Below are 23,393 nucleotides of genomic sequence, written 5' to 3'. Positions count from 1 at the left end.
CAGCACGTCGTACGGCCGCAGCCCGAGCCCCTCGAACTCCGTGACGGCCTCGTCGAAGGCGGCACCGAGGTCGTCGCGTTCGATGGCGGACAGCATCCTGGCGATGATCATGTCGACGACCTCGTGGATCTCCTTCGGCCCGGCGCCGGCCCGGGCGAGCGCGGCGAGCGCCTCGCCGGCCCGGCCCCGCATCGCGAGCAGGCCCGCGTCGACGGCCACGACGGCGCTGCGGTCGACGTTCCCGCCGACGTCGAGCCAGCGCTGCCGGCCCGGCCGGGCGGCCTCGGCCTCGGTGATGTCGCCGCGCAGCAGCCAGTCCCAGCCCAGTACGGCGTAGCAGTCCAGGATGAACCCGACGTCGAGGAAGCGGTCACGTTCGGCCAGCACCTGACGGACCCGCTCGCCGGAGTCGGCGCCGCTGCCGTGGATCGCGATCGCGGCCATCCAGTCGATGTGGGCCACCAGCGTGGGATCGCCGAACTCGTGCGCCTGGCGGGTGGCGGCCGCGGTGATCCGGTCGGAGAGGCGCCGGAAGCCCAACATCCGCAACGCGAGCGTCAGCGCCACCCCTTCGCGGGCCTGCTCCGGGGAACGGCCGAGCCGGCTGATCGGGTGCACCAGGCGCATGCCGTACAGCAGGGACCGCAACGGGCGCAGGGTCCGGACACAGCCGGAGGCGCCGTAGTGGAACAGCGTCGTCTGCAGTCGCAGGCGGTCGCGGTACGTTCCCCTCGCGGTGCCGTAGCCGAGCCGGGTCAACCGGATCAGGCCACCGATGATCATCAGCCACACGCCGGACAGCACGCTCAGCACGGGGTTGCGCGGCAGCGGCCGGCCCAGCTCGGCCAGGCCCTGCTCGACGGCGTGCACCTGGGCGGCGCCGCTCCAGTTGCTCTCGTGCACCCGGGCGAGGTGCATGTAGATGCGCGCGCGCTCGTTGCCGTCCGCGGCTCCGGCGAGCGCCTCGGTCAGGGCGGCCACCGAGTCGTCGAAGCGGCCGTTCTGGTGGTAGGCGAGGCCGATCAGCTGGTGGAACTCGCTGTTGACGGCGAGGTCGCCCTTCTCGGCCGCCTCGGCGGCGTACTCCAGGAAGGTCAGGGCGGTGTCCGGGGCGTGCTCGGCGAGGGCGCGGGCACCGGCCGCCTGCCCGGCGCGCAGCATCCGGGCCGGCTCGTAGCCGGGGTCACCGAGGGCGCAGTGCCGGGCCAGGGCGTACACGTCCGTGCCCTCGCCGCCCAGATCGAGGGCGTCGGCGATGCGCTGGTGCAGCGTCCGGACCTCGTCGTCGGGCAGGCCGTCGAGCAGCGCGAGCCGGATGCTGTCGTGCAGGAAGCGCACGACGCCCTCGCGCTGCTCCACCAGGCCCCGGCGGGCCGCGTCGGACAGCACGTCGAGCACCCGCCGGCGGTCCACGCCCGCGACCTGGGCCACCAGCCCGGCGGTGAAGGACGTGCCGACGACGCCGGCGACGCGCAGCAGGCGCCGGTTCTCCGGGGGCAGGTCACCCATCCGCCCCAGCAGCAGCTGCGCGGAGTCCGCGGGCAGGGCCAGGTCGCGGATGCCGTCGGTGTCGATCCGCCAGACGCCCCAGTCCGGGGTGAGCAGGCCGGCGTCCATCACGGCGCGGGCGTAGGCGAGGGTGATGAACGGGTTGCCGCCGGTCAGCATGGTAATCGTGGCGGCGCCGTGGCCGTCGATCCGGACCCCGCCGGAGAGCGCACCGATCAGGTCGCCGGTCGCCTCGGCGCCCAGCGGCGCCAGCGTGATGTCGGTGTCGGGGCCCGGGGCGAGGCGGTTGAGGATCATCGCGACGGCGGGCCCGCCGTCGGCGTCGTTGCGGGCGGTGGCGACCACGAGCAGGGGCACTCCGGTCAGGCCGGCCGCGAGCTGCTCCAGCACCCGGACGGTGCCTTCGTCGAACCACTGGACGTCGTCGAGGTGCAGCAGCACCGGCCCGGCCGTCCGGGCCAGGCCGGTGAGCAGGTCGGCGACGGCGGCCGAATGCCGTTCGTGGCCGATCTCGCCGGCCACGCCGGGCACGCCGAGGGCGTCCGCCAGCGCCGGGGACAGGCTGGTCACCAGGCCGGCGCCCTGGCCGGCGGCGGACCGCAGCAGCTTGGCGGCGCGGTCGCCGCCGGCCGCCTGCGACAGCTCTCGCACGTACGCGTCCACGGCCGTGCGCAGCGGCGCCATCGGCCGCTGGTCGCTCGCTGCGGCGGCGCCACGCAGCACGGTGCCGCCGGCGGCCTCGACCAGTTCGCCGAGTTCGGTGGCGAGCCGGCTCTTGCCGGATCCGGTGGGTCCGTGCAGCACGGCGATGCCGCCGCGGCCCGCCGCGGCGGCGGCCCAGCGGTCGCGCAGCGCGGTGAACTCGGCGTCCCGGCCGGTCAGCGGGGGTCCGGCCAAGGTCGCCGGGCCGTCCTGCCCGCCGAGCGGGAACAGCTCGGCCTCCCCGGCGGCGAGCCGCCGCAGGTCGGCGAGCAGGCCGGGGGCGCCCTGGTAGCGGTCGTCGGGGTCCTTGGCGAGCAGCCGGACGATGATCGCGGCGAAGGTGGCGCCCAGGCCGGGCGCCAGCGCCCGGGGATCCGGTACGGGCGCCGTGGCGTGCAGGTGCAGCAGTTCACCGACGTCGCCGGCGGCGAACGGCGGCGCACCGGTGACGCACTCGAAGAGGACCGCGCCCAGGGCGTACAGGTCGGAGCGGGCGTCCACGGGCCGGTTCAGCATGCCGCTCTGCTCGGGCGGGCTGTAGATCAGCGTGCCGGCGACCGCCTCCTCGGCGAGCCCGCCGTCCTCGGCCGAGACGCGGGTGGCCAGCCCGAAGTCGACCAGCCGGGAGGTGCCGTCCGGGCCGACGATGATGTTGTCCGGCTTGACGTCGCGGTGCACCAGGTCGTGGGAGTGCGTCGCACGCAGCGCGTCGGCGATGTCGGTGGCGATCCGGACGGCCGCGGACTCGCGGACCGGGCCGCGACCCAGCCGGGCGGCGAGCGGCTCACCCTCGAGCAGATCCATGATCACGTACGGGCGACCGCCGGCCGTGCCGGCCTTGTGCACGCGGGGCAGGCCGGGATTGTCGATGGCGGCCAGCAGGGCGCACTGGCGGCGAAATTCGCGGACGCCACCGGGGTTCGCGGCGGTGCTCTCGCGCAGCAGCCTGAGGGCGTACTCGCGGCCCTGGTAGCGAACCCGGTGCACGACGGCCTGGGCGCCGCGACCGAGCTCGCCCAGCACCTCGAGCCCGGCGGCATCGCCGGGCTCGAGTCGCAACAGGGCCGGCTCAGCCGACGAAGAAGGCAATGCACCCACGCTGCCTTTATCGGCGCGGGTGCGCCCCGCTGAAGCTTTGGCCTCAACCGGATCTTCCGGCGGGCCGGGTCAGCCGCAGGTCTGCAGGGCCCGTTCGGCGGTCATGACCTGCGGATACAGCGCTCGCGACAGCTCCACCGGCGCCGACTTACCCGCCACCGAAACCGGCGGCATCTCCTGGTAGGCCACCGCGTGATCGGTCACCGCGCGGGTCGCCGCGCAGACAACCACCGTGTCGTGCGGCGCGTAGGCCTGCAGCCGCGCCGCCGTGCTGACGACGCTGCCGCTGACCATCCCGTACCCGCCGTCGCGGGTCCGGTCCAGATCGACGATGGCGTCGCCGGTGGCCAGCCCGACCCGGGTGCTGACCGGGAACCTGCCGGCCAGGAGACGCCCCCGCAGCGCCTCCTGGATCCGCAGCCCCGCCCGCACCGCCCCCGACGCGGCGCAGCTCACCTCGTCCGGCGTGCCGGCCAGCGGGCCGGCCGCGCCGAAGATCGCCATCACCGCGTCACCGATGAACTTCTCCACCACGCCGCCCGCGGCCCGCACCTGCTCCGACACGGTGGCGAAGTAGTCGACCTGCAGGTCGCGGACGTCCGCGCAGTCCAGTTCGTCGACGATGCTGGTGAAGCCCACGATGTCGACGAAAAGTACGGTCACTGTCTGTCGCCGGCACCGCATGCCGGCCGTCGTTCTGTTCATGTCCCACGTCCCTTCGCCGCATTGGCGAGGTGAACGGTGCCAGCCCGGGTGGCCCAGCGGATCCGCAGAATGACGTATCTATGACAGCGGGCGCACCGTCGAATTTGTGACGCAGAACAGTCCGAACCGACGAGAACGTGCTACCCGGTTCGGCACTAGGCTGCCACGCATGGCCAGCGAGGGGGACGACGCGCCTATTGTCGGACGTACCGGCACTTTGACGGCGGTTCGCACGGACCTGCTCGACGCGGGGCCCAGCGGCACCGCGGCGGTCTTCGTCACCGGCGAGAGCGGCGTGGGCAAGAGCCGGCTGCTGCGGGAGACCGCGGAGACCCTGCGTGACGCGGGTGCCGCCGTGCTGTCCGGCACCTGTCTCGACATCGGCGACGCCTCTCCCCTGCACCCGGTTCTGCAGGCGCTGCGCCGCGCCGGGGTGGACGCCGACACCGGCCCGGTGGACGCCGCCACCGGCCAGGACGGCGCGGGTGTCCTGCTCGAACGGGTCTCCCGGCAGTTGCGCTCGCTCGCCCAGGGCCGCCGGCTGCTGCTCGTCCTCGACGACCTGCAGTGGGCCGACCGCAGCACCCGGCAACTGCTGCTGTACCTGCTGGCCGGCCTCGGTGAGATCAACCTGTCGGTGCTGGCCGCGGTCCGCTCGGAGTCGCTGCACGGCTCCCACCCGCTCCGGCGCGTGCTCGCCGAGCTGCGCCGGCTGCGCTCCGTACGCGTGCTGGACCTGGCCCCGCTCGACCGTGAGTCGACCGGTGAGCTGGTCGCCGCCATCGCCGGCGCCGAGGTCGCCCCGGAGGACGCCGACCGGGTCTACAAGCGCAGCGGCGGTAACCCGTTCGTGGTCGAGGAGCTCTCCCGCGACCTGCGCGACGGCCGGATCGAGCTCTCCGACACGCTGCGTGAGATCTTCCTGTCCCGGGTCGACGAGCTGCCCCAGCACGCCCACGACGTGGTGCACTCCGTCGCCGCCGGGGTCGAGCCGGTCGAGCACGCCCTGCTGGCCCGGGTCCTGCCGCTGCCCGAGGCGGAGCTGATCGAGGCGGTCCGGGCCGCGGTCGCGCACCGCTTCCTGACCAGCGCGGCCGACGGCTACCGGCTGCGCCACCAGGTCGTCGCCGAGGTGCTGGAGCACGAGGTGCTGCCCGCCGAGAGCGCCGCCCGGCACCGCCGGTATGCCGAGGCGCTGGAGGCGGTCCCGGGCGCCCCGGACCACGCGCGGCTGGCCCACCACTGGCGGCAGGCCGGCGAGCCGTCCCGCGCGATGCCCTCGGTGGTCGCCGCCGCCCACGCCGCCGAGCAGCTCTACGGCTATGCCGAGTCGCACCGCTACTGGAGCATGGCGCTGGAGCTGGGCTGCGACGACGGGCCCGAGCGCACCGACCTGCTGGCGCACGCCGCCGAGTCGGCGCACCGCTGCGGCGAGCACCAGCGCGCGCTGACCCGGCTCGAGGAGCTGGCCGCCCGCCCGGACGGGCCGGGCGGCTGCGAGATCCACCTGCGCCGGGCCCGCTACCTGGCGGCGGCCGGCCGGTCGGCCACGGCGGAGGTCGAATACGAGCGGGCGCTGGCGTTCCCCGAGTGCACCCCGTCGGAAAAGGCCAGCGCGGCGGCGCACCTGGCCGAGCTGCTGGTGCACCTGGGGCGGTATGCCGACGCCGGGGTCCGCGCCCGCGACGCGCTGGAGCTGGCCGAGAAGTCCGACGGCTCGACCGCCGACCTGGTCCGGGCCAGCGCGGCGCTCGGCTTCAGCCTGGCGTTCCTCCAGGACCCGGACGCCGGCCTGGCGGTGATCCGGCAGGCCGTGGAGATCGCCGAGCGCTCCGGGCACCCGGACGACATCGGCTGCGCCTACCTGCACCTGGCCGAGCTGCTCACCGGGCCGCTGAACAGCGTCGAGGAGGGCGTCCTGGTGGCCCGCCGGGGCGCGGGCAAGCTCGCCGCGATCGGGCTGGGGCGCACATATCAGACCCGGCTGCTGGCGATCGCGGCGAACGGGCTGTTCCGGGTCGGCGACTGGGCCGAGATGGAGAAGGTGCTCGACACGGCCATGCGGGATCGCCCGTCCGGTGCGGACGCGGTCGAGCTGCTGCTCTCCCGCTGCCGGCTGTGGGTCGGCGTCGGCGACGTCGAGCAGGCCGACCGCGATCTGGAGGCGGTGGCGACCATCCTGGCCGGCGGCGGCGCCCGGCACGTGCTGCCGATGCTGACCCTGCGGGCCGGGCTGGCCATGTGGCAGGGCCGGCACGCGGAGGCCCGGGCGGCCGTGCAGCGCGGCCTGACCGAGACCCGCTCCGACGACCTGGTGCTGCTCGGCGTGCTGGCCTGGCACGGGCTGCGCGCCGAGGCGGAGGCGCAGGCCAGCGGCGAGGTGCCGGTGGATGCGGGCGCGGTGCGCCGGCTGCGGACCGTGGTCGAGCGGATGGCCCGGGGCGCGGGCAACGCGGCGGCGCCGGTGCGCGCCGTGGTCGACGGCTACCTCGACCTGTGCGCGGCCGAGCAGAGCCGCATCGACGACCGCAACGACCCGGAGCTGTGGGCCAGGTCCGCGACGGCGTGGGACCGGCGCAAGCAGCCCTACCCCGCGGCGTATTCCCGGTTGCGGCAGGCCGAGGCGACCTTCGCCCGCCGGCCGGGCCGGTCGAACAAGGGCCGGGCGGCGGCCACGATGGCGCTGCGCGAGGCGTACGCGACCGCGCGAGCGATGGGCGCCAAACCCTTCGCGGCCGAGATCACCGCGGTGGCGGCCCGGGCCCGGGTGGCCCTGACCGGCGACGAGGACACGCTGCCGATCCCGCCACCGGGCCGCGAGTCCGGCGACGCGCTGAGCGTGCTGACCGACCGCGAGCGGGAGGTCCTGGCGGCGGTCGCCGAGGGGCTGACCAACCGGGAGATCGGTCAGGCCCTGTTCATCAGCGAGCGCACGGTCGGCGTGCACGTCGGGCACATCTTCGACAAGCTCCAGGTGCGCACCCGGGTGCAGGCCAGCCGCGTCTTCCTCCGGGCGGCGTGACCTTTTCGTTACATGCGTACGCGGAATACGTCGTTCTACCGATCCCCCTACGTCCGGCCGGTGACAGGCTGACTCTCGTTCGGGGGAGCACCGCCCGGCCGGCCGGCGATCCAGGCCGCCGGGCGGTGCTGGAGGGCCTCCGCCAGGAAGTTCCGTGTGTGGAGGACCGCGATGATCACCGAATCCGTCTGGGGACCTGTCCGCCAGGACATGGCCGAAGTGCTGGCCGGGCACCCCGACGACGTACCCGCGGTGGTCGACCAGCTCGCGAAGCTCCAGGACGTCCTGGAGCGGGTGCCGCCGCTGCTGCGGAGCAACCCGCTCGCCGACTTCAACAAGCTCTACCTGACCATCACGAGCAGCGTGCTCGAGCGCCTGTACGCGGGCCGGTTCGCCGATCCGGCGTTCCTGGCCCGGCTCGACGTGGAGTTCGCCGCCCGCTACTTCGACGCCCTGCGCCAGTGGTCGGACGCCAGCGCCGGCTGCCCGCGAGCCTGGTCCGTGCTGTTCCACCGGATTCCCGGGCCGGACGCGCGGCCGCTGCCGTCGGCTGCCGCCGGGGTGAACGCTCACATCAACTTCGACCTGCCGTTCGCGCTGGTGACGACGTTCGACCACCTGGGCTCGGACCCGGTCGACGACAGCGACCAGCACCACGACTACCTGCAGATCAACGACATCTTCGCGGAATCCATCCCCGGCCTGCGCCGCGGCTTCCTGGAGAAGTGGCAGCTGATCATCGACATGATGAACGGCGACCTGGACGACTGGTGGCAGGGCGAGCTGATCGAGTACACCCGCAACGTGGCCTGGCGTAACTCGCAGAAGCTCTGGTGCGTACGCCATGACCTGCAGGCATTGGGCCGGGAGCGGGCCCGGCTGGACGGCACCGCCGAGGCCTTCGGCAAGCTGCTGATGTCGCCGATGGGCGCCATCCTGCAGTGACCCGGCACCGACCTTCTTCTCCGGGGGGCGGGGACAGGGCCCGCGCTGGTCCAAGAGCGCGGGCCCTGGACCCGATCGCTACTTGATCACCACCAGCCGGGCGACGCTCCGGTCGCCGTCCTTCGCGCCGGCGATGCCGATCTCCGCGCCGTTCTTGATCGCGGCGGTCGCCACGGTCTTCCTGTCCTGCACGACCCGCAGCTTGTCGCCGAAGGTCCAGGACTGGGTGAAGCCGTCGGCCGACTTGACGCTCACCGTCGTGGCGTCCACGGCGGTGACCGTGCCGCGCTGCACGACGACGGTCTTGACGCCGTTCTTGCCCTGCACCGTCATCTCGCCGTGCAGGGTGTTCTTCTTCAGGAACCTGCGCACCCCCGGGTGCCTGCGTGCCTTGTCGGTGCCGGCCTTGTCGGTGCCGGCCTCGCCGCTACCGGTCGAGGCCGACGGCGCCGGGTCGGCCTCCAGGCCGGTCGTCAGGCCCACGGCGGCGAGCGCGTAGGCCTCGTCCGCGACGTCCGCGGCGGCGGCCACCGGGGCGGTGGGCGGGGCCGTACCGGCGGCGCAGCCGGTCAGTCCGAGCAGCCCGGCGAGGCCCAGCGTGGTCATGGTCAGCGCGATACGGGTTCGTGTCATGCGGCAAAGACTGCGCCGGCCGTGCACGGGCCGGATCAGCGTCATGTTCGGGTTGGGTAAGGCCCGGTCGGGTACGGCAGGGTCACGGTGAACATCGCGCCGCCCTCGGGGGCGTGCCCGGCCGCGATGGTGCCGCCGAGGCGCCCGACCAGCCGCGCGGCCAGCGCGAGCCCGAGGCCGCTGCCGGTCCGGCGGATGCCGCGGTAACGCTGGTGCAGGGCACCGCGCTGGAACGCCACCGCCAGATCCTCGTCGGTGAAGCCGGGGCCGCCGTCGCGGATCTCCAGCACGCCGCCCTGCGGACCGGCCCGCACCGCCAGGATCAGCGGGGCGCCCGGCGGCACGACCCGCAGCGCGTTCTCGCAGAGCCCGTCGATGACCTGGCGGATGCGGCCGGGGTCGGTGGCCACCAGCACCGGTTCGGTGGGCAGCTCGGTGCCCAGCCGCGGACCGTCCGGCCCGCAGCGCGGCGCCCACGCCTCGGCGGCCGAGCCGACCAGGTCGGCCAGGTCCACCGGCACGATGTCGACCGGCAGGTCCGCGGCCTCCAGCCGGGCGAGCACCAGCAGGTCGGAGATCAGCCGGTCGAGCCGGTCCGCCTCGGCCAGCATCGTCTGCCCGGCCCGGGGCGCGCCCTCGGCCGCCACGACCCCGTCGGCCAGGGCCTCGGCGTAGCCGCGGATCGTGGACAGCGGGGTCCGCAGCTCGTGCGACACCGACAGCAGAAAATCCCGTTCCCGGCCCTCGCTGATCTGCAGCGCCGCGCCGAGCTGGTTGAGGGCCGCCGCGAGCTCGGCCACCTCGGCCGGCGGCCGCACCACCAGGCGCACCGACCGGTCGCCGGCCGACATCCGGCCCGCGGCCACCGCCGCCTGCCGCAGCGGCCGGGCGATGAACCGGGCCAGCAGCGCACCGGCGAGGACACCGCCGAACAACCCGGCGAGCAGCGCCACCCACACGCCGCCGAGGACCCGGGCGGCCGTACCGGAGGCGACGTCGCGGGTCAGCACGACCCCGCTGGTGTTGCCGCGCAGCGGCCGGCCGACGATCAGCACCGCCTGCCCGCCGATGACGCCCCGGGTTTCGACGGCCGCGCCGCCGGCGACCTGGCTGATCACCCGGTCCGGCAGGCCGGCCCGGTCGACGGCGCCGCGCCGGATCAGGTAGACGTCGACGCCGTCCGCGCGCAGCCGGGAGACGATCCGCTCGCGGGCGACCTGGCGTTCCGTGGCGAGCAGCTCGACGGCGAGCGCCGACTTCTCCACCAGCTCGTCGCGGGCCGCGTTGTTGGCCGAGCGCACGGCGATGGGCAGCGCGACCAGGGCGGTGACGATGACGGCGATGACGGCGGTGGCCGCGGTGACCAGGACGGTCCGGCCGGACAGGGTGCCCAGGATGCTACGCATCGGCGGTGTAACCGACTCCGCGGACCGTGCGGATCAGGTTCGCGGCCGGCCCCAGCTTCGCGCGGACCTGGGCCACGTGCACATCGACGGTACGGGTGCCCGCGTGCGAGGCGTACCCCCAGACGCTGGCCAGCAGCTCCTCCCGGGTGAAGACCCGCCCCGGGCGGCCCAGCAGGTGGGCGAGCAGGTCGAACTCGGTCGGGGTGAGCGTCAGCGGCGAGCCGTGCACGGTGACCACGTGCCGGCCCGAGTCGAGCAGCAACGGGCCGAGGGTCCGTACCCGGCCGCCGTCGGGTGGCCCGGCCGCGCGGCGCAGCAGCGCGCGCACCCGGGCGACCAGCTCGCGCGGGCTGAACGGCTTCGTGAGGTAGTCGTCGCCGCCGAGTTCGAGGCCGAGGATCCGGTCGACCTCGTCGTCGCGAGCGGTGAGGAAGACGACGGGCGTCCAGTCACCCTCCGCGCGCAGCCGGCGGCAGATCTCCGTGCCCTCCATCGAGGGCAGCGCGATGTCCAGCACGCACGCGACCGGCCGCAGCCGGCGGGCCGCCGCCAGCCCGGCCGCGCCGTCGTGCTCGACGTGCACGCCGAAGCCGTCCCGGCTCAGGTAGAGCCGGACCAGGTCCGCGATCGGCCGCTCGTCCTCGACCAGCAGGATCAGGCCCTTGGGAACGTCGGTCACCGCACCATCATGCCCGGCACCGGGCCGGGTCAATGTTCGGATGAGGTACGGGTCGCCAGCGTCGCGGCCCGCAGGGTCAGATACCGCTGCTCGGGCAGGCTGGCCGTCATCTCGGCCGCCCGCAGGTAGCAATCGTGCGCGGCGGCCTGCTGCCCGGCCAGTTCGAGCAGGTGCGCGCGGACGGACTCGAGCCGGTGGTTGCCGGCCATCCGCGCGTCGCCGTCGAGCTCGGCCAGCGCCGCGAGCCCGGCCAGCGGACCGCGCACCCGGGCCACGGCCACCGCCCGGTTCAGCGTGACCACCGGCCCCGGCGAGACCCGCTCCAGCACCTCGTAGAGGGCGAGGATCTGCGGCCAGTCGGTCTGCTCGGCGGTGCCGGCCTCGTCGTGCACCGCCGCGATCGCGGCCTGCAACTGGTACGTCCCCAGCGGCCCCCGCCCCAGCGTCCCGGAGACCAGCGCGACGCCCTCGGCGATGTACGCGGCGTTCCACACACTGCGGTCCTGCTCGTCCAGCGGCACCAGCGCCCCGTGCGCGTCGGTCCGCGCCGCGCGGCGGGCGTCGGTGAGCAGCATGAGCGCCAGCAGCCCGGCCGTCTCGCCGTCGCCGGGCAGCAGCCGGTGCAGCATCCGGGCCAGCCGGATCGCCTCGGTGGTCAGCTCCGCGCGCTGCAGCTCGGGTCCGGCGCTGGTCGTGTAACCCTCGTTGAAGACCAGGTAGAGCACCTGCCGCACGACCTGCAGCCGGTCGGCCCGCTCGGCGGGCGGCGGCGCCTCGAAGCCCAGGCCGCTGCCGCGGATCCGCTGCTTGGCCCGGCTGATCCGCTGGGCCATGGTGGCCTCGGGCACCAGGAACGCCTGGGCGATCTCCGCGGTGCTCAGGCCGCCGACCGCGCGCAGGGTCAGGGCGAGCTGCGAGGGCGGCGACAGCGACGGATGACAGCAGAGAAACAGCAGCGCGAGGGTGTCGTCCTGGTCGACGGCGGCGGCCGGGTCGGCGGGCTCGAGCAGCACGACCTGCTCCTCGCGGGCCCGCCGGGCGCTCTCGCTGCGCCACTCGTCGACCAGGCGGCGGCCCGCCACGGTGATCAGCCAGGAGCGCGGGCTGTCGGGCACGCCCTCGACCGGCCACTTGAGAGCGGCGGAGAGCAGCGCCTCCTGGACCGCGTCCTCGGCGGCGTCGAACTGGCCGTACCGGCGGATGAGGACCCCGAGGACCTGCGGCGCGAGCTCACGCAGCAGGTCCTCGACCCCGGGCTGATCCGTGGTCACTGCTCGGGCGGCCCATCGGGAACCTCGCGCAGCTCGACCCGCTCGGCCCAGACGACAACCTCGCCGGCCAGCTCGATCGCGCGCTGCTCGCCGGGCACCTCGAGGACCCAGTAGCCCGCCAGCGACTCCTTGGCCTCGGCGAACGGCCCGTCGGTGACGACGACCTGGCCGTCGACCAGGCTCACCGTCTTGGCGGAGGTGGGATCGGCGAGCCCGCGCGCCTCGACCAGCTCACCGGCCTTCTCCAGGCCGGCGTTGAACGAACCCATGAACTCGATCATCTCGCCGACCCATTCCTGGCTGCGGGTCCGCATCATGGTCGCGCCGTCGCCGAACATCATCAGCATGTACTTCATGGCTCAGTCTCCCAGCCCTCGGGCGCCCCGGGTGGGGCACTTCCACGGGTGAGTCGGAGTCCTCGATCCGTTCTCGACACGCCCCGGGGGAAATCTTCGCGCGCTTCGTGGCCGCACCGTGCGGCAGCCTCGTTTGTAGGGTCGACAGATGTCGAAGGTCACCCGGTGGTGTGCGCGGATCACCGGTTCGCGCCTGTTCGAAGTGCTGATCATCGTCGTCATCGGTGCGAACGCGATCGTGCTCGGCCTCGAGACGTACCCGCACCTGGCGCATGCCCTCCCCCTGCTGCACGGGCTGGAATGGTCGTTCCGCATCCTGTTCCTGGCCGAGATCGCGGTCCGGATCCTGGCGTACGGCCGGCGGCCGCAGGACTTCTTCCGCAACGGCTGGAACGTCTTCGACTTCGCCGTGACGCTGGCCGTCTTCATACCCGCCCTGCACGGCGAAACGACCGCCCTGCGGATCATCCGGATCGCCCGGGTGCTGCGGCTGGTCCGCTTCTCCCCCGGCCTGCGGACCATCGTCTCGGCGCTGCTGCGCAGCCTGCCGGGCGTGGGCGGCTTTCTCGCGCTCGCGCTCGTCACTCTCTACGTGTACGGCATGGCGGGCTGGCTGATCTTCGCCGATCGCTACCCCGAGCAGTACGGCACGATCGGCCGCGCCGTGCTGACCCTCTTCGTGCTGCTCTCCCAGGAGAACCTGCCGGAGCTGATCGAGCAGGGCCTGGCGGTCTCGACGTGGACCCTCGTCTACTACGTCAGCTACATCCTGATCACGGTGAATCTGCTGGTCAACATCCTGATCGCGGTCATCGTGAACTCGATGGAGGAGGTACGCCGGCTGGAGATGACCGAGGGCCTGGCGGCGGACTACGACTCCGACGGCGACGGCGTGCCGGACGAGCTGGACCGCATCGCGATCAGCCAGCGCCTGGACGACCTGCGCACGGTGATCGCCGAACTCGAACGGGAACTGCGCGTCCGGGAGTGAACCCGCGATTTTGTCGGTGCCCGGGTCTAGCGTCGTCAGGGAGCGTAAACCCGCATCCCCTGAGGAGGGGTCATGGACAAAGTAGTCCACTTCGAGGTCCCGTTCGACGACGCCGACCGGGCGCACACCTTCTACCGCGAGGCCTTCGGCTGGCAGCTGCAGACCATGCCCGAGATGGGCTACACGCTGGCGACGACCACCCCGGGCGACGAGTCCGGCCGGCCCAGCGAGCCCGGCAGCATCAACGGCGGCATGCTCGCCAAGCAGGGCCCGATCACCGGCCCGGTGATCGTCATCGGCGTCGACGACCTGGACGACGCGGTGGCCCGGGTGGAAAAGCTGGGCGGCTCGGTGGCCATCGGCCGGCAGCCGGTCGGTGACATGGGCTTCGCGGCCTACGTCAACGACACCGAGGGCAACCTGATCGGCCTCTGGCAAAACGCTTGAGCCCTTCATCGATCCAGGGCCGCCACCCAGTCCAGCACCCGGTCCACGTCGGAGCGGGTCCAGCCGACCGCCGAGTCGATCGGCACCAGCAGGGTGGGCGCCGATCGCCCGGCCGCCCAGCGACGGCCCGCCTCGGTGTGGTTGTCGTCGATCCAGGCGGCCGGGCGATCACCCACCAGCGCCGACACCGCCGGCACCTTGGCCTCCGGCGGAAACGGCAGCGGCGGGAACGGCACCACCGGCAGCGCCCCGATGCCCAGCCTGGGGCCGAAGAGAGTGTTGGCGTCCTCGCCCCAGGCGCTCGCCCAGTGCAGGTCACCGGCCGCGGCCAGGTCGGTGATCCACGCGGCGTGCGCCGGGCAATATCGCTCGGGGCCCTCACCGGGGTAGAACTCGTGTTCGAGATATCCGTCGGGGCAGGAGGACGCGGCGAAGGGGTTCAGCACCCCGTCGAGATCCAGCAGCAGCACGGGTCGGCTCACCGTGCCATCTAAACCCGGCGGGCTTGCGGTCCGACCATGCGGGTCCTGACCTGGAACCCATGGTGGCGCTTCGGCGGCAACCGGCGGGACCGGGCCGCGGGCATCAGAGTCACCCTGCGGACGTACCAGCCGGACGCGATCGGTGCCGATCTGGACCCGCGCGGCGAAGTTGTCGTACCCCGTGTCTACCTTCTCCGCATGGTCTCCGCGGCATACTCCTACCTCGGCTCATCGGCGCTGGCCCCGGCCGCCGGGCTCACCTTGCAGACCTCCGGTGGCCCGGCGGCGCATCCACGGTTCTTCACCGGCTTCCTGACCGAGCCCGCCGCCGCGGCGACCGGCCTGCTGGCCGTCGCCGAGGTCGCCCGCACCCGCTACTTCCGGCCGGTCAGCCCGGCCAGCCTCGACCCGGTGGTCACCGCCGGCTCCGACCGGCTGCGCTTCGAGTCGTTCTCCGGCTGCTGCGGCGTCTACGCCCGGCTCGACGTGCTGCCCGCCGGCATCGACGGCGAGATCATCGCCCACGGCACCACCAACGTCGACGTCAACCTGCCGCTGCGGCGCGCGCTCACCCGGGTCGTCGGCGCGGCCGACCCGCTGCACCTCGCGGTCGGCCCCGACGACCTCACCGTGACCACGTTCGACGGCCCGCTCGTCGAGCGCAAAGTGCCGCTGCCGTCGCGCTGGCTGCGCGGCTTCGCCGAGGCCCAGGTGCTGACGGCCCGCTTCGACCCGCGGGCCGAGATCAGCGTGGCCGAGACCCGCACCCTGCTCAACCGGCTGCCGGCCGGCGACCGCTCGGTGCTGTGGGCGCTGCCGGCGGGACGGACGCTGCGCCTCACGTCCCGGCCGGTGCCCGGCGCGATCTGCCTGCCGGGCGCGGGCCGGCTGGCCGCCCTCAAGCCCTTCCTGCGGAGTGCGACGGCGCTGCGCGTGTACGGTCCGGCGATCGCGACCGGCAGCGGCCCGGTGGCGAGCACCTGGGAGCTGAGCATGCCCGCGATGCGGCTGTCGGTGACGTTGTCACCGGAGCCATACAGAGGCTTCTCCGGTGAGGGCGCGGTGCTCGAGTCGTTGGCGAGCGACGAGGCAGCGGACGACGCCGAGTTGGTCAGCGCGCTGCTCTCCTGGGATCCGGCGATCGACGTCGACGCGCTCGCCGAGGCCGCGGGCCTGGGGAGAGACCGGATCCTGGAGGCGTTGACCCAGCTCGGCGCGGCGGGCCGGGTCGGCTATGACGTGGCCGAGGCGGGCTATTTCCACCGCACCCTGCCCTACGCGGCCGACGTGGTGGAGAAGATGAATCCCCGGCTGATCGGCGCCCGGGCCCTCGTGGCGGCGGGTGCGGTGAGTCTCGACGGGGACGTCGCGGTCGTGCGCAGCGGCGAGGAGAAATACCACGTCCGGCTGTCCTCCTGCACCTGCCCGTGGTGGGCGAAACACCGGGGCGAACGCGGGCCGTGCAAGCACGCGCTGGCCGTCCGCATGGTCCGCGCCGGCGACGAGGCGATGGCGTGAGTCTCGAGTGGGAGACGCTCGAACGCCTCACCCGCGACGGCGAGCTCGACAAGCTGACCGGTGTGCTCGTCGAGGCCGCCGAGGAGCGACGCGTGGCGTTCGCGGGCGAGTTCGAGACCCGGATCAAGGCGATGGGCCCCGAGCAGTGGTGGCAAGCCGGTGAGAATCCCGTCCGCGGATATGCCCTGATCGCCGTCGGCTGCCTGCCGACCGCGGCCCGGGCGGCAGCCATGCTCTGCCGCCGCCAGATGCGTGACAACTGGAGCATGGTCCCCACCGACCGCTTCCTCGAGATCGCCCACGCCCGGGCGCTGCCGTGGCTGGGCGACCTCGGCGTCCGGCTGGCCGACCGGGTCTCGCCGCGAGAGCCCTGGTCGGGCGAGTGGTTGTTCGCCGCGGCCCTGCTGCGCGCGGGAAACGTTGACCCGCCGGTGACCGAGGGCGTGGTCCGAGGCTGGTTCAACGAGATGCGACTCTTCCAGACGGACGGCAAGCCGGTCCCGATGGTCGATCGGCTCCGGGACAGCCCCTATCTCGACCTCCTGCTGCCCTCGCTGTTCACCATCGACGGCCTGGGCAGCGACCTCAACGTGGGTCACCACAGCCCGGAAAGCGGCAGCTGGCAGAGCGCCCCGGCGTTCCCGTCCGCCGTGGCTCGGCTCGTGGCCGAGGGCCGGCTCGACCGCCGGCAGATCATCGGCGCCACCGTGGACCGTCTCGTCCGCGGTGACCGGCCCGCCTGGCTGCGCCCGTTCGCCATGCTGCACGACGCGCTGGCACCGACCGCCGACGAGCTCGCCGGCCACACGCTCGACTATGCCCAGCTGCTGCCCGACGCGCCCGCCACCATCGCCACCCTCGCCCAGCGCGCGCTGCGAGCTCTCGACGACGACGGCCGCGTCGAGCTGGAGACGGTGCTGGAGGCGAGTCGTCCCGTGCTGGTCCGCAAGGAGAAGGGCCTCGTCAAGGCCCAGCTCAGCTGGCTGGAAAAGGTCGCCCGCCGCGAGCCGGACCGCGCCGCCGAGGTGCTGGAGACCGTCGCCGTCGCGCTGGACCACCCGGCCCTCGACATCAAAGAACGCGCACAGACCCTGCTCGACCGGCACGGCGCGAAGCCCGCCCTCCCCGCACCCGCGCGCCCGCCGGCCAACCGCACGCTGCCCCCGCCCGCGCCGCCCGCCGCGATGCCACCGCCGATCGCCGACGCGGTGGAGCTGGCCGAGGAGGTGGTCGCCCTCTTCCACGACGAGTCGGGTGTCCGCTGGGAACGCGTCCTGGCAGGCATCGTCGCGCTGCGGACAACCGCCCTCGCCGACGTGCTCGATCCCATCCTCGACCGCCACGCGAATGACCTCGCCGACCGGAGGTGGAACGAGACGCGGCTGGTCCTGCTCGGCGAGGCCCTCAACAGCATCCTGAGACCCCATCGCCACGGCAACGCGTGGCACCGCCTGCTCGCCGCGGTCCGCGCCGCCCGCGAGGAGGCCCCGGTCACCCGAAACCCGTTGATCGCCACCCCGGGCGGCGCCCTGGCGCTGCGCATCGCGGAGCTGGCGGTGGAGGTGATGCGCAAGCCGGTGCCGGAGCTGGTCGCCACGCCGAGCCTGGTCAACGGCAGCCTCGACGCCGAGACCCTGCTGTCCCGGCTGCGCCGCGCGGAGTCCGAAGGCTGGCAGCCATGGCCGGCGGATTTCGAGCAGGCCCTGCTGCGAGTGCCCCGCCCGGTCGACGACACAGTGCTGGCCGGTGCCGGGAGGCTGACCTCGGCAGCGGGCCGGCAGTTCGCCGGGTGGCTGGCGGCGGGCGGCCTGCCCGACCCGACGAGCACCCGCATGGTGCAGCAGTCCCCCACCGGCCGCCGCGTCATGGTCAACCTGCAGCCGGCCCGCGCCGGCGGCCTCCTCGAGAACCACCTGACGTCGCTGGAACGGCGACCGCAGCCGCAGCACTTCGGATACGACCTCATCGACCACTGGGGCATCCTGCCGATGGTGTCGCCCCACCACCGGGAGATCTCGGCAGCCTGGAGCCTGACGACGATGGCCGGCCTGGCCGACCAGGACAACCGCGGCGGCGGCTCGGTGCTGCTTCAGCTGGCGGAAGGCGCCGGCCCGATCGGCCCGGCGATGACCCTGGCCATGACATACGCGTTCGGTGCCCGCCACGAGTCCGACCGGGTGGCAGCCGTCGACGCCTTCCTCGCCCTTGCCGGGGGCGACGCCCCGTTCACGGCGGCGATGGGCGCCGACGTGGGCGACCTGTGCGCCGACGGCACGGTGAAGCTCAACAGGGTGGTGCTCGCCCTGACCGACGCCCACCGCGCCGGGGCTTCCGTGGCGGTGTGGGAGGTCCTGGCGGTCGCCGTTCCGCTGTTGCTGCCGCATACGCCGCGCGGCCTGCCGGATCTGCTGGAGTTGGCCACCCTGGTGGCGTCGGAGGTGGGCGCCCAGGCGGAGATCGCCAACCTGGCGGAAGCGGCGGCGAAGCCCGGCAGCACCCGCCTGGCGAGGGAGGCGACGCGCCTGCGGGCCGTGCTCGGCGGCTGAGCTGCCGGAAGCCCGGCTCGGATCGACGGTGCGGCATCCGCTGGCGGCAGAAGCGTCAACCCGGCTTCCGACGAGCAAGGCGATCAGCGGCGGCCTTCCCCGGCAGGGCCTCATGCCGGATCCGGCAGTTCCATCAGCGCGAGCTTGGCCGGGTCGTTCACGACCTCGATGTCGGTGATCAGGCCGTCGACGACGGTGAACGCGATGACCGCGAGCGGGGTGCCGTCCTCGCGCCAGGAAATGATCCCTGGGAGGCCGTTCACGAGCGCCATCCACCCCTGTGCGGCTGCGCCGGCGGACAGTTGCGCGCCGGCTGCGACCTTGGTGGCGCCAAGGATGACGACTACGCCGGACGGGGTGTCGGCGGTCAGTCGCACCTCGGGATCGAGCACCCGTAGCAAACCCTCGAAGTCGCCGCCGCGAGCCGCCGCCAGGAAGGCCTGGACCACCTCTCGCTGCTCCCGTCCGACGCCGGCCGGCCGCTCGATCGCCTGCACCTTCCTGCGGGCGCGGCTGGCGAGCATCTTGGTGGCGGCGGTCGACTTGCCGAGGATCTGGCCGATCTCGTCGAACGGCACCGCGAACAGGTCGTGCAGCACGAACGCCAGCCGCTCGCTCGGCCCGAGCGACTCCAGGACGACGACCAGCGCGAGCCCGACCGAGTCGGCGAGCACCGCGTCGTCCTCGGGGACAGGACTGTCGTCGAGCGTCGCCACCAGCTCGGCCGAGCGGTCGTCGTAGGACGCCTCCGGGCGGGCCTGGCGCGATCGCAGGACATCGAGGCTGATCCGGCCGACCACCGTGGTCAGCCAGCCGGCGAGGTTGTGGATGGTCGCCGCGTCCTGGCGGGAGAGTCGCAGCCAGGTCTCCTGGACCACGTCCTCGGCGTCGGCGTGCGATCCGAGCATGCGGTAGGCGACCGCGCGCAGCCGGCCCCGCTGGGCCTCGAACGTCTCGGCCAGCGGGTCCGTCGGGCTGGTGTCGGACATGTTGTTACCTTCCTCGGCTCTGCTCCGTCATGGGTGATGACGGGCCCGGAGGGGCGCAGGTAACCGATGAAGGAGCAAGACCCATGGAAGCACGCATGAACGGCTCGGCGAGCCCCGATGTGATCACCGCGATCCAGCACCTCTACAAGGCGATTCACGCCGGTGGCGTGGACAACCACCTGCTGTCGCTGGTCCATCTGCGTACCAGCCAGATCAACGGCTGCAGCCCGTGCGTCTTCGCCTCGATCGAGTCGGCGCGGAAGGCCGGTGAGACAGACGAGCGGCTGCACAACGTGGTCGCGTGGCGCGACACGCCGTTCTACACCGAGGAGGAGCGGGCGGCCCTGGCCCTGACCGAGGCCGCCACCCGGCTCCAGGACGGCGCGCCGGGCGTGACCGACGAGATCTGGGACGACGCCGCCGACCACTTCAGCGAGAAGCAGCTGAACGCGATCATCCTGGAGATCGCGATGACCAACTTCTTCAACCGGATCAACCGCGCGATCCGCCAACAGGCCGGCAAGGTCTGGTGAGCGGTCTCGGCAGGGTGAACGCGATCATGGGCTCGCGGCCAGGAAGAGGAAGACCGCCAGCAATCCCACGTGGATCCCGCCCTGCAGGACGTTCGCCCGGCCGGGGACCACAGTCAGCGTTCCCACCGCCACCGTCAGCGCCAGCAGCACCATCTGGGTGCCGCCCAGGCCCAGCAGCAGCGGCCCCGGCAGCCAGATCATGGCGATGGCGATCGCCGGGATGGTCAGGCCGATGCTGGCCATCGCCGAGCCCAGCGCCAGGTTCAGGCTCGTCTGCATGCGGTCGCGCGCGGCCGCCCGAACCGCCGCGATCGTCTCCGGGAGCAGGACCAGCAGGGCGATCACCACGCCGACCACCGCCTGTGGCAGGCCGGCCGCCGCCACCGCCGATTCGATCGAGGGTGAGACGCCCTTGGCCAGGCCGACGACCGCCACCAGCGCCACCAGCAGCAGGCCGAGGCTGGTCAGCGCCGCCCTCTTCGTCGGCGGGTCGAGGTGGGCCTCCTCCTCGATGACCTCGCCGGCCGTCGTGATCGGCAGGAAGTAGTCGCGGTGCCGGCGGGTCTGCACCAGGACGAAGAGCAGGTAGAGGGCGAGAGACGCCACCGCGGCGAAGCCCAGTTGGGCCGGGGAGAACTGGGGTCCCGGGCGGCTGGTGGTGAAGCTGGGCAGGACCAGGCTCAGGGTGGCGATGGTCGCCACCGCGGCCAGGGCGCCGCCGGTGCCTTCGGAGTTGAAGACGGCGATGCGCCGACGGATCGCGCCGACCAGCAGGGACAGGCCCAGGATGCCGTTGCAGGTGATCATCACGGCCGCGAAGACCGTGTCACGGGCCAGGGCCTGGGTCTTCTCGCCGCCGCTGATCATCAGGGTCACGATCAGGGCGACCTCGATGATGGTCACGGCCACGGCCAGCACAAGGGAGCCGAACGGCTCGCCGACCTTGTGGGCCACCACCTCGGCGTGGTGCACGGCCGCGAGCACCGCGCCCGCCAGCAGCAGGCCGCTGACGACGACCACCGGCGGCGGCAGGTCGCGGCCCCACGTCAGGATCAGGGTGGCGACGGCAAGGACCGGGACCCATGCCGTCCAGTGGGACAGGTAGTTGCTGACCTTCGCATTCATCTGTCAACCCTGCCAGAAACCACGGCTGCGGGCACGATGAGCGGTATGGCCTACGTCAACCCGTCCGGTGAATTCTCCCGGGACCAGCGTTACATCGGCACCCGGATCACGGCCGACGGCCGCGACGGCTACCCGGTCGAGCCCGGCCGCTACCGGCTCGTGGTCAGCCGCGCCTGCCCGTGGGCCAACCGGTCGATCATCGTACGGCGGCTGCTCGGGCTCGAGGACGTGCTCTCCATGGGCGTCGCCGGACCCACCCACGACGAGCGAAGCTGGACCTTCGACCTGGACCCGGGCGGGCGGGACCCCGTGCTCGGCATCGAGCGGCTGCGGGACGCCTTCCTCGCCCGGTTCCCCGGCTATGACAAGGGCATCACCGTGCCCGCGATCGTGGACGTGCCGACCGGGCAGGTGGTCACCAACGACTTCGCGCGGATCACCATCGATCTGAGCCTGGAGTGGAAGCAGTATCACCGCGCGGGCGCGCCCGAGTTGTATCCCGAGCACCTGCGCGCGCAGATCGACAAGGTGAACGAGGTCGTCTTCGCCGACGTCAACAACGGTGTCTACCGGGCCGGTTTCGCCGGCGACCAGGAGGCCTACGAGCGGGCGTACCATCGGCTCTTCGACCGCCTGGACCGGCTCTCCGAGCTGCTGGCGGGTCAGCGTTACCTGGCCGGGGAGACGATCACCGAGGCCGATGTGAGGTTGTTCACCACGCTGGTGCGTTTCGATCCCGTGTACCACGGCCACTTCAAGTGCAACCGGCGGAAGCTCACCGAGATGCCGGTGCTGTGGGCGTATGCCCGCGACCTCTTCCAGACACCGGGCTTCGGGGACACGATCGACTTCGTGCACATCAAGCAGCACTACTACGAGGTGCACCGCGACATCAACCCGACCGGGATCGTGCCCGCCGGCCCCGAGCTGGGCGACTGGCTCACCGAGCACGGGCGGGCGGCGCTCGGCGGCCGGCCGTTCGGCGATGGCAGCCCACCGCCGCCGCCGAAGGAGGCGGAGGTGGTTCCCACCGGGCATGGCGCCGCCGCATAAGATCCTCCGGGTGTCCACCCTGGAGGCGTCGTGAGCGACCAGATCGACAGCACGACCGCGCAGCCGGCCCGCCGATACAACTACTGGCTCGGCGGCAAGGACAACTTCGCGGTCGACCGCGCGTCCGGCGACGAGATCCTCAAGACCTTCCCGACGGCCCGGCTGGCCGCCCTGGAAAACCGCCGCCTCCTGCAGCGGGTCACCCGCTATCTGGCCGCGGAGGCGGGCATCCGGCAGTTCCTGGACATCGGTACGGGGCTGCCGACGGCCGACAACACCCACGAGGTCGCGCAGCGCATCGCGCCGGACAGCCGGGTGGTCTACGTCGACAACGACCCGATGGTGATGGTGCACGCCCGGGCGCTGCTGACCAGCACGCCCGAGGGCCGCACCACCTACATCGAGGCCGACCTGCGGTCGCCCGAGCAGATCCTGTCGCACCCCGAACTGCGCGAGACCCTCGACCTGGGCGAGCCGGTCGCGCTGATGCTGGTCGCGGTGCTGCACTTCATAGCGGGGTACGGCGCCGGCGCGCCGATCGTGCGCACCCTGATGGACGCCCTGCCCAGCGGCAGCTACCTGGTGGTGACGAACGCGACGAAGGACCCGCTGCCGGCGAAGATGGCGGCGGACTACGACGCGGCGCTGGCGGCCGGCATCACCAACATCTGGCCGCGGGACCGGGCCGAGTTCACCGACCTGTTCGCCGGGCTGGAGCTGGTCGAGCCCGGCGTCACCCCGGTCAGCGAGTGGCGGGCGCAGGACGAGCCGGAACCGCGCCCGAACCCGGCCTACGTCTCGATGTACGCCGGGGTCGGGCGAAAGCCCTAGCTAGCTGTCGTGGGCGTCCAGCGCCTCGCGGAGCAGATCGGCCAGTTGGCGCTGGGCGGCCGGTGACAGGTGGGAGAGCAGGCTCTGCTGCCGGGCCAGGCCGGCGCCGAGGGCGCGGTCGATGATGTCCCGGCCGTGCGGCGTCAGCCGGACCAGCACGCCCCGGCGGTCGGTGGGTGACGGGCGGCGTTGCGCCAGGCCGGCCTTCTCCAGGCGGTCGAGCCGCGCGGTGGTGCCGCCCGTGCTGAGCATCATCGAAGCTGCCAGGGCGCCCGGCGACAGCTCGTACGGCTCCCCCGCCCGGCGCAGTGTCGCCAGCACATCGAACTCGGGCCGGCCGAGGCCGAACTCCGCGTAGGCCCGTTCCATCTCGTCGCCGGCGATCCGGGCCAGCCGGAAGATCCGGCCGAACACCGCCATCGCGGCCGTGTCCAGCTCGGGACGCTCGTGCCGCCACTGCTCGATGATCCGGTCGACGCCGTCGGTGTGTGCCACGGATCCATTCTCTCGATATCGAGCTTCTTGACAAGAAGGGAATCCTGAGCAAGTCTC

20 protein-coding genes are annotated in these 23,393 nt (G+C 73.0%); 9 read left to right on the top strand and 11 right to left on the bottom strand.

Translation table 11 applies throughout. The annotated features are described in order from the left end of the window. Together DMB66_RS37270 and DMB66_RS37265 are read right to left on the bottom strand one after the other, a co-directional pair. A partial coding sequence (locus DMB66_RS37270) for a serine/threonine-protein kinase (RefSeq protein WP_158647495.1) occupies positions 1-3,300 on the bottom strand: 3,300 nt, incomplete at its 3' end. A gap of 78 nt (positions 3,301-3,378) precedes the next feature. After that, entirely contained in the window at positions 3,379-4,014 is a 636-nt protein-coding gene (locus DMB66_RS37265; RefSeq protein WP_125808829.1) for an adenylate/guanylate cyclase domain-containing protein, read from the bottom strand. Between the two features lie 169 nt (positions 4,015-4,183). On the opposite strand from DMB66_RS37265, the gene DMB66_RS37260 reads away from it, so the two are divergent. Continuing rightward, positions 4,184-7,036 (top strand): AAA family ATPase, encoded by a 2,853-nt coding sequence (locus tag DMB66_RS37260; protein WP_125808828.1) that lies wholly within the window; start codon positions 4,184-4,186, stop codon positions 7,034-7,036. 174 nt (positions 7,037-7,210) lie between these two features. Beyond that, entirely contained in the window at positions 7,211-7,981 is a 771-nt protein-coding gene (locus DMB66_RS37255) for a DUF5995 family protein (RefSeq protein WP_125808835.1), read from the top strand. 78 nt (positions 7,982-8,059) lie between these two features. Here DMB66_RS37255 and DMB66_RS37250 read toward each other — a convergent pair whose 3' ends face one another. From DMB66_RS37250 to DMB66_RS37230, 5 genes are read right to left on the bottom strand one after another with little or no spacing between them, the layout of a single operon-like run. Beyond that, the gene (locus DMB66_RS37250; RefSeq protein ID WP_125808827.1) at positions 8,060-8,614 is read right to left on the bottom strand and encodes a hypothetical protein; all 555 of its coding nucleotides are present in this window, start codon (positions 8,612-8,614) and stop codon (positions 8,060-8,062) included. A 41-nt stretch (positions 8,615-8,655) separates the two neighbouring features. Then, positions 8,656-10,020, bottom strand: a complete 1,365-nt coding sequence (locus DMB66_RS37245) for a HAMP domain-containing sensor histidine kinase (protein WP_125808826.1) — start codon at positions 10,018-10,020, stop codon at positions 8,656-8,658. Continuing rightward, a complete protein-coding gene (locus DMB66_RS37240; protein WP_125808825.1) occupies positions 10,013-10,699 on the bottom strand; it encodes a response regulator transcription factor in 687 nt (228 codons plus the stop codon). The genes DMB66_RS37245 and DMB66_RS37240 overlap by 8 nt, the downstream gene beginning before the upstream one ends. A gap of 29 nt (positions 10,700-10,728) precedes the next feature. Next, positions 10,729-11,970 carry an RNA polymerase sigma factor gene (locus DMB66_RS37235; RefSeq protein WP_125808824.1) on the bottom strand — a complete coding sequence of 414 codons (1,242 nt, stop codon included), beginning with the start codon at positions 11,968-11,970 and terminating at the stop codon, positions 10,729-10,731. Continuing rightward, complete coding sequence (locus DMB66_RS37230) at positions 11,967-12,326, bottom strand: YciI family protein (protein ID WP_125808823.1); 360 nt, start codon at positions 12,324-12,326, stop codon at positions 11,967-11,969. Before DMB66_RS37230 ends, DMB66_RS37235 begins: the two co-directional genes overlap by 4 nt. Positions 12,327-12,474: 148 nt before the next feature. On the opposite strand from DMB66_RS37230, the gene DMB66_RS37225 reads away from it, so the two are divergent. Next, a complete protein-coding gene (locus tag DMB66_RS37225) occupies positions 12,475-13,317 on the top strand; it encodes an ion transporter (protein WP_125808822.1) in 843 nt (280 codons plus the stop codon). A gap of 72 nt (positions 13,318-13,389) precedes the next feature. Then, positions 13,390-13,764, top strand: a complete 375-nt coding sequence (locus tag DMB66_RS37220; protein ID WP_125808821.1) for a VOC family protein — start codon at positions 13,390-13,392, stop codon at positions 13,762-13,764. Positions 13,765-13,769: 5 nt separating this feature from the next. Here the strand turns inward: DMB66_RS37220 and DMB66_RS37215 are convergent, their stop codons facing one another. Continuing rightward, positions 13,770-14,246, bottom strand: coding sequence for a hypothetical protein (locus DMB66_RS37215; RefSeq protein WP_233625110.1), 477 nt, complete (start codon positions 14,244-14,246; stop codon positions 13,770-13,772). Between the two features lie 36 nt (positions 14,247-14,282). On the opposite strand from DMB66_RS37215, the gene DMB66_RS37210 reads away from it, so the two are divergent. Together DMB66_RS37210 and DMB66_RS37205 are read left to right on the top strand one after the other, a co-directional pair. Next, on the top strand, positions 14,283-15,764 hold the full coding sequence (locus tag DMB66_RS37210) for an SWIM zinc finger family protein (protein WP_233625109.1): 1,482 nt from the start codon (positions 14,283-14,285) through the stop codon (positions 15,762-15,764). Continuing rightward, complete coding sequence (locus DMB66_RS37205; RefSeq protein WP_125808820.1) at positions 15,761-18,310, top strand: DUF6493 family protein; 2,550 nt, start codon at positions 15,761-15,763, stop codon at positions 18,308-18,310. Before DMB66_RS37210 ends, DMB66_RS37205 begins: the two co-directional genes overlap by 4 nt. A 110-nt stretch (positions 18,311-18,420) precedes the next feature. On the opposite strand, the gene DMB66_RS37200 is transcribed toward DMB66_RS37205, so the two are convergent. After that, positions 18,421-19,299, bottom strand: a complete 879-nt coding sequence (locus DMB66_RS37200; protein ID WP_125808819.1) for a sigma-70 family RNA polymerase sigma factor — start codon at positions 19,297-19,299, stop codon at positions 18,421-18,423. An 83-nt stretch (positions 19,300-19,382) separates the two neighbouring features. Here DMB66_RS37200 and DMB66_RS37195 point away from each other — a divergent pair, with 83 nt between their 5' ends. Beyond that, positions 19,383-19,832, top strand: coding sequence for a carboxymuconolactone decarboxylase family protein (locus tag DMB66_RS37195; protein WP_125808818.1), 450 nt, complete (start codon positions 19,383-19,385; stop codon positions 19,830-19,832). A gap of 24 nt (positions 19,833-19,856) precedes the next feature. Here the strand turns inward: DMB66_RS37195 and DMB66_RS37190 are convergent, their stop codons facing one another. Then, positions 19,857-20,957, bottom strand: coding sequence for a calcium:proton antiporter (locus tag DMB66_RS37190; RefSeq protein ID WP_125808817.1), 1,101 nt, complete (start codon positions 20,955-20,957; stop codon positions 19,857-19,859). A 36-nt stretch (positions 20,958-20,993) separates the two neighbouring features. On the opposite strand from DMB66_RS37190, the gene DMB66_RS37185 reads away from it, so the two are divergent. Further along, positions 20,994-22,010 carry a glutathione S-transferase family protein gene (locus DMB66_RS37185; protein ID WP_233625108.1) on the top strand — a complete coding sequence of 339 codons (1,017 nt, stop codon included), beginning with the start codon at positions 20,994-20,996 and terminating at the stop codon, positions 22,008-22,010. Positions 22,011-22,040: 30 nt separating this feature from the next. After that, positions 22,041-22,841 (top strand): SAM-dependent methyltransferase, encoded by an 801-nt coding sequence (locus DMB66_RS37180; RefSeq protein ID WP_125808815.1) that lies wholly within the window; start codon positions 22,041-22,043, stop codon positions 22,839-22,841. Here DMB66_RS37180 and DMB66_RS37175 read toward each other — a convergent pair whose 3' ends face one another. Further along, positions 22,842-23,336 (bottom strand): MarR family winged helix-turn-helix transcriptional regulator, encoded by a 495-nt coding sequence (locus DMB66_RS37175; RefSeq protein ID WP_233625107.1) that lies wholly within the window; start codon positions 23,334-23,336, stop codon positions 22,842-22,844. Positions 23,337-23,393: the final 57 nt, after the last annotated feature.

The sequence above is a fragment of the Actinoplanes sp. ATCC 53533 genome (genome assembly GCF_003947245.1).
Note: the sequence above shows the minus strand (reverse complement) of the source record. Positions and strands in the feature narration are given on the sequence as shown.

Coding starts and splice junctions, on each gene's coding strand:
- DMB66_RS37265 (WP_125808829.1), bottom strand. CDS start 4,014: ATGAACAGAACGACGGCCGGCATGCGGTGCCGGCGACAGACAGTGACC.
- DMB66_RS37260 (WP_125808828.1), top strand. CDS start 4,184: ATGGCCAGCGAGGGGGACGACGCGCCTATTGTCGGACGTACCGGCACT.
- DMB66_RS37250 (WP_125808827.1), bottom strand. CDS start 8,614: ATGACACGAACCCGTATCGCGCTGACCATGACCACGCTGGGCCTCGCC.
- DMB66_RS37245 (WP_125808826.1), bottom strand. CDS start 10,020: ATGCGTAGCATCCTGGGCACCCTGTCCGGCCGGACCGTCCTGGTCACC.
- DMB66_RS37230 (WP_125808823.1), bottom strand. CDS start 12,326: ATGAAGTACATGCTGATGATGTTCGGCGACGGCGCGACCATGATGCGG.
- DMB66_RS37225 (WP_125808822.1), top strand. CDS start 12,475: ATGTCGAAGGTCACCCGGTGGTGTGCGCGGATCACCGGTTCGCGCCTG.
- DMB66_RS37220 (WP_125808821.1), top strand. CDS start 13,390: ATGGACAAAGTAGTCCACTTCGAGGTCCCGTTCGACGACGCCGACCGG.
- DMB66_RS37210 (WP_233625109.1), top strand. CDS start 14,283: ATGCGGGTCCTGACCTGGAACCCATGGTGGCGCTTCGGCGGCAACCGG.
- DMB66_RS37200 (WP_125808819.1), bottom strand. CDS start 19,299: ATGTCCGACACCAGCCCGACGGACCCGCTGGCCGAGACGTTCGAGGCC.
- DMB66_RS37195 (WP_125808818.1), top strand. CDS start 19,383: ATGGAAGCACGCATGAACGGCTCGGCGAGCCCCGATGTGATCACCGCG.
- DMB66_RS37190 (WP_125808817.1), bottom strand. CDS start 20,957: ATGAATGCGAAGGTCAGCAACTACCTGTCCCACTGGACGGCATGGGTC.
- DMB66_RS37185 (WP_233625108.1), top strand. CDS start 20,994: ATGAGCGGTATGGCCTACGTCAACCCGTCCGGTGAATTCTCCCGGGAC.